This window comes from Candidatus Marinimicrobia bacterium CG08_land_8_20_14_0_20_45_22 (assembly GCA_002774355.1).
In the GTDB taxonomy this organism is placed as follows: Bacteria; Fidelibacterota; UBA2242; order UBA2242; family UBA2242; genus 0-14-0-20-45-22.
Window position 1 is genome coordinate 1 of record PEYN01000210.1, and the last position, 6,112, is coordinate 6,112.

At 45.8% G+C, this 6,112-nt stretch carries 4 protein-coding genes and 1 tRNA gene; all 5 read left to right on the top strand.

All coding sequences use genetic code 11. The features are described from left to right. Window positions 1-34 precede the first annotated feature (34 nt). The 5 genes from COT43_11800 to COT43_11820 all read left to right on the top strand — a co-directional run bounded on the left by COT43_11800 (window position 35) and on the right by COT43_11820 (window position 6,054). Window positions 35-2,797, top strand: a complete 2,763-nt coding sequence (locus COT43_11800; protein PIS27186.1) for a hypothetical protein — start codon at window positions 35-37, stop codon at window positions 2,795-2,797. A gap of 102 nt (window positions 2,798-2,899) precedes the next feature. Beyond that, window positions 2,900-3,661 carry an NAD(P)-dependent oxidoreductase gene (locus COT43_11805; GenBank protein ID PIS27189.1) on the top strand — a complete coding sequence of 254 codons (762 nt, stop codon included), beginning with the start codon at window positions 2,900-2,902 and terminating at the stop codon, window positions 3,659-3,661. Between the two features lie 65 nt (window positions 3,662-3,726). After that, a complete protein-coding gene (locus COT43_11810) occupies window positions 3,727-4,773 on the top strand; it encodes a type 2 isopentenyl-diphosphate Delta-isomerase (protein ID PIS27187.1) in 1,047 nt (348 codons plus the stop codon). Window positions 4,774-5,055: 282 nt separating this feature from the next. Beyond that, a complete protein-coding gene (locus COT43_11815; protein PIS27188.1) occupies window positions 5,056-5,916 on the top strand; it encodes a hypothetical protein in 861 nt (286 codons plus the stop codon). A 62-nt stretch (window positions 5,917-5,978) separates the two neighbouring features. After that, window positions 5,979-6,054: transfer RNA gene (locus tag COT43_11820), tRNA-Ala, on the top strand. Window positions 6,055-6,112: the final 58 nt, after the last annotated feature.

The window sequence follows — 6,112 nt, forward strand, 5'->3', positions numbered from 1 at the left end:
CAATAATTGGGGAAGATATGTCTGCGAGCGGTATATGTACAGGGAAACCGATTATAACTCCGCATCTTCGCCAAATGGCCACACTGCGGGAAAAGGCGGCTACGGTTACATGTGGGGAACCGGCGGAACTCCAAATTCTAAGATGGCAAATTATTATCAATTTCACGGTTTGACGGCTACTCAGATTTGGCCAAGTTCAACAACGACAACCTGGAATATTGCCACAGCTGAAATCGCCAATGGTCGTCCGTACACGATGTGCGTCTGGTTGACATCTTCCGGTCATTTGGTTCTCGGAAAAGGCGTTGTCGAAGGTCAGCATACGATGATTTTCAACGATCCGTACGGCGATAAAAATAAGCCCGGCTATCCCAACTATTACGGGTTCGGCGCGAAATACGATTGGCCGGGATATAATCATGGAAATGTCAATCTCGCATCTGCCGGTTCGGGAATTCCGTGGTGTATTTCAGTAACTGGTCATAAACCGGCGCCCGCCGATACTCTGATCGACGATCTCCAAATCAATAACGGTTTTTATCTGCACGCGAAAGCGCCGTCCACGATGGCAAATTGGCGGGATAAGAAAACCGGCGGATACAATAATCATTTTTGGTGGACTTACACGACTGCAGACGCGGTAATAGATACTGGTTATGCTGTTTGGACGCCGAACCTGCCACAAACCGGTTTCTACGAAGTTTTCGTATATATTCCATCAACTGACAACCAAACTGACTCTGCTAAATATGTCGTGAACCATTCCGACGGAATGTCGGAAGTTTGGATCGATCAGGCGACTGCCGCCGGGAATTGGGTTTCGCTCGGTAAATACATTTTTGAGAATGACGGCACGCAGAATATCCGGCTTGGCGACGGCACGGGAGTTAGAGGGAAAAAGATCGTCTTTGACGCCGTTAAATTTGTTGAATTGGATCAGCCGGTTGTGGCGTTCGATGCTAATAGGTATTCCGGGAATGCGCCACTAACCGTCGAGTTTAATGAAATGGTTGAGTATGCGCCGGAAAACTGTTCGTGGTTTTGGGAATTTGGCGATGGAGAAACGAGTTCCGAGAGCAATCCGAAACACGTCTATCAGGAAAAAGGGATTTACACCGTGACATTGACGGTTAATTATGCCGCTGTTTCATATTCGACCTCCCGAACTGCGCTCATATCAGTTGGCGATCCGCTGAATGGCGATTTTCCGCTGGTTATTCCGGAAAATCTGTCTCAGATTTCGACGCAGACGCCACTCTTTTTCTGGATTTTCACCGAGCAGGAGCAGATAAAAGCCGGCGATGTTTTGGCATCGTTTATTCCTAAGGGCATGAAAATTCCAACGATTGCATCCAATCAAAAATTGACAAATGTAGGAATTGAAACTTACCGTCTGTTTATTGATACTGACTCCGATTTTTCCGATGTCGCGCCGGCTTTGGTCGATACGAACTTTTACAAACCGGACACGGCGTTGATTGAGAATGCAAATTATTATTGGATGGTCGAAGCGGTCACATTAACCGATACGTCGCGTTCGGCAATTTGGACATTTAACATCAACAGTAAAAATTCTCCGCCGCAGACGTTCACGCTGATCTCGCCATATCCGAACGATCTGAGCGAATCGCCGCTGATGACTTTTTGCTGGAATGAATCGTCCGATCTGGATGTCGGCGACGAAATCACTTATCAACTCAGGATTGGGAAAGTTATTACAGATATGCAGATCGTTTATTCCGGAACGGCGACATCGTGCGCATTGACTCAGCCGTTGAACGATAATTCGGTTTATTACTGGAAAGTAGATGCTATCGATCGATCCGGAGCGAAAACGGAAAACAGCGAAGGTTTTGTCCGTCTCATAATCAATCAGCAAAACGAACCGCCTTTGCCGGTCAGTTTGATCACACCGACGGACGCCAGCGTTGAGAAAGACCTCGTTCCGAAATTTTATTGGACGAAAGGCATCGATCCCGATCCCGACGATAAAATCCGGTATGTTCACAACTACTGGATCAAAGACGGCGCCAGAATTTACACGACGAAATGCGACACGAATACGCTGAAAAGTAAACGCATGAAAGACAACAGTCAGTATTTCTGGACGATTCAGACGGTCGATTTCGATAGCGCATATTCGTTTTCAGATACATTGACATTTTACACCGACGCTTATCCGGAAGCGCCGAAAGCGTTTGCGACTGTTAGCCCGATTAATGAATCGCAGTCCGGCGTGAATGCGACCTTTGTCTGGCATCCGGCGAGCGATCCCGATCCGCTGGATTTTCCAACATACCAGTTGGTTTATTCTAAAGATTGGTCTGACAGCACGAAGTATAATTATATCAAAAATATTCCGGATACTTCCGTAGTCGTTTTACTTGAAAATGACTCAGAAATTTACTGGTTAGTCGAGGCGGTCGATAAAGATGGTTTAAAAACCGGGGCGAACGGCAATTTACCTTTCCATCTGGTCGTTAGCGGAACAGGGATTGATGTTCGGCAAGCATTACCGAGACGTTTTGCGCTTTATCCGAATTATCCAAATCCGTTCAATCCAACGACGTCCATCCGGTACGATCTGCCGAATGATGCTTTCGTTCGTTTGCAAATTTTCGATATGCTGGGAAAACCGGTTCGTCTGCTGGTTCAGAAAAAAGAGAATGCCGGATATAAATCAGTCGTCTGGAATGGAAAAGATGATTTTGGAAGACCGGTCAGCGGCGGCGTCTATTTTTACCGTCTGGAAGCGGGCGAATTTCAGAAAACGGGAAAGATGGTTTTAGTGAAGTGAGAACGATGATTGAGAGTAAACCACAAAGGCTCAAAAACATAAAATTTATGATTTATTTTTCTTAGTGCTTTCGTGTCTTCGTGGTTATTAGGAGGTTTTAAAATTATGAAAACGATTTTAATTACAGGCGCGACTTCTGGATTCGGAAAAGCATGCGCAATCCGTTTCGCGGAAGCCGGTTGGCGATTGATACTGGTCGGCAGGAGAGAAGAACGATTAGCGACGCTGAAGAAGCGATTCGAACCCAAAACGCCGGTACTGACTATTAAATTAGATATTCGCGATCGTCAGGCGGTCACAGAGAGTTTATCCAAAATTCCGGAGCAGTTTTCAGCGATCGATGTGCTTGTCAATAACGCCGGTTTGGCGATGGGACTTACGCAAGCGGCAACGGCGGACCTCGACGATTGGGACACGATGATCGACACAAATGTAAAAGGATTGACCTACTGCACTCGTGCAATTTTGCCGGGAATGGTGAAACGCAACAGCGGTCATATCATTAACATTGGTTCGATTGCCGGAAATTGGCCATACGCCGGAGGGAATGTTTACGGCGCAACCAAAGCGTTTGTCAAACAGTTTTCACACAATCTTCGCGCCGATCTTTCCGGTACGAACGTTCGGGTTACCAATATCGAGCCCGGCTTGGCGGAGACTGAATTCTCGATTGTCCGGTTTAAAGGTGATCAGGAAAAGGCAAAGAAAGTTTATGAAGACATCAAACCTTTGACAGCGGAAGATATTGCGGAGTGCGTGTTCTGGTCTGTAAATCTTCCGGAACACGTCAACATTAACAGGATTGAAGTCATGCCGACCTGCCAGACCGCAGGTGGACTAATGGTTTCCAAAGACAAGAAATAAACAAAGAATGGATTTGTTATTTTGAGGCTTGGAAAATTTTAGTGATATAAATACATTAACAGCCGATGCGAACAACCGTGAAAAATATAGGCAACCGCAAAAAAGAGCATCTGCAAATTGCGTTTGACGAAACGATGCGGTATCAACTTACAAAAACGGGTTTCGATCGATACAGATTTGTGCATAACGCGCTTCCGGAAATGAACCTGACCGACGTGGATACATCGACGGAATTCCTGGGTTACAAATTGCATGTACCGCTGATATTTACGGCGATGAGCGGAGGCGAACGCGACGGCAAACGGTTAAACAAAGATTTAGCAATCGTCGCAAACGCCGAGAAAATTGCACTGGGTTTGGGAAGCATCCGACCGGCTTTGGAAAATCCGCGTTGCATATCTTCTTACAGGATTTCTCGTGAATTTGCGCCCGATGTTCCAATCATTGCCAACATTGGAGCGGCTCAATTGTCCGTCGGAATTGATACGGTTAAATTGAATCGCGTCATGGAAGAGATCGGAGCGACGGCGCTTTCCATTCATCTGAATCCGCTTCAGGAAGCGCTTCAACCGGAAGGTCATGCCGCTTTTCGCGGCGTGAGTCGCGCCATCGAAATTTTAAAAGAAACAGTTCCACTGCCGATTATCATTAAAGAAGTCGGGTTTGGTTTGTCCGTTGATGTCATTAAAAGGCTTCAGAAGATCGGAGTTGAATGGTTCGACGTTGCTGGTTCAGGCGGAACTTCATGGGCGCGTATCGAACATCGACGGATCGAGAACGAATTTGATCGCAAAACGGCTGAGGATTTTTTCGAATGGGGAAATCCGACGACCGATTGCATCACCGAAGCAAAGAAGTTAAAAGGCGTTCATCTGATCGCTTCCGGCGGAATCCTGAATGGGATTGATTTTTCCAAAGCGATTGCGCTCGGAGCGGAACTCGGCGGTTCTGCGGCGATTTTTTTACGCGTGCATCACGACAATGGAATCGAAGGTCTTGCTGAAACGATATGGCATTTCAAAGAAACGCTTCGATTGACGATGTTTTGCACTGGTTGCAAAACATTGGCAGATTTTTCTGGAAACCAGAAGATTATCAAGAAAATAGATTGATGGATAATTTGAATTAAGGTTGTTAGAATGATCCAAAAACTTAGGATGGTTCTCATTTGTCTGTTATCGCTGACACTCGCAAGCGGACTCATCGCCGCTGAACAGTTCTCGATTTTGATGTCGGCGACAACTCAGGGCGAAGTCGAACCTTGTGGGTGAAGAACCAGTCGTCTTGGCGGTCTTGCCAGGAGAGCCACGGTTTTTACGAAATATCTCCGGGAAAATCCCGGGACTCTGAAACTCGATGCGGGCGATCTGTTCTTCGGGAATGAACCTTCAAAGTTGAACCAGCATTTAGAATCGGGCGAGTTCATTGTTCAATCATATAATTTGCTCGGTTATCACGCGGTAAATCTTGGTGGAAACGATTTTCTCGGCGGTCGCGAATTCTTACAGGAATTGAAACCACTGGCGAAGTTCTCGTTCGTTTCGGCAAATGTTATCGATGACCAAACGCACGCGTTGATGTTTGCGCCGTATAAAATTTTACGGGTGAATAAAAAACGAATCGGCATAATCGGTATTACTTCAAAACCGCAATACGTAGCCGAAGGTTTGGAGTTTAACGATCCGAAAGCCGCGTTGGAAAAATATTTGCCGGAACTGAAAAAACAGACGGATTATATTGTCGTTTTAGCGGCGTTGAACCAGAAAGACGAAGCGCGATTGATGGAAGCCAATCTCTCTGTCGATTTTATGCTGATGTCGGCGACTTTCCGTTATTCCAGAAATCTTGAACCCATCAATGGAATTCCTGTTGCAAGAGTCGGATATATTGGGAAATATATCGGTTTTATTAAAGCGACGATCGATCAACCGGATAAACCGCTTGAGGATATTTCCAAGATTCGCTTTCAACTGAAGTATGTGGCCGAACGTCTGCAGTCGTTCACGAATGAAGCAAAAGGGAAATCATTCGAGGAATTTTATAAAGATAAACAATCGATACTTGACATCATCAAGAACTTGCAACAACACGAACAGGAATTAAAACGCCAAGAGAGTCTGGTTGTCAATCCTATCGAGTTTGAATTAATCCCGCTGGATGACGCGGTACAGGACGAACCAGCGATGCGTCAGAAGGTGAATAGTTTTGTAGAACGCATGAAAGGTCTTGGTTTTACAATAGAACCTACGCATTGATGAAACTTGGGCTTGTTTCTGACGCTTATTTGTCGTAAAATTGACCCGCTTTTTAAAGGTTTGGGGCTGTAGCTCAGCTGGGAGAGCGCTTGAATGGCATTCAATAGGTCGTGAGTTCGATCCTCATCAGCTCCACAAAAAAAAAGACAAGAATAACCGAGCGGATGAACTTTATCCTTTTACGGGAGAGCGTCCC

Excerpts from the sequence above, each read along its gene's own strand:
- COT43_11810 (PIS27187.1), top strand. The coding sequence starts at position 3,727 with ATGCGAACAACCGTGAAAAATATAGGCAACCGCAAAAAAGAGCATCTG.
- COT43_11800 (PIS27186.1), top strand. The coding sequence starts at position 35 with ATGTACAGGGAAACCGATTATAACTCCGCATCTTCGCCAAATGGCCAC.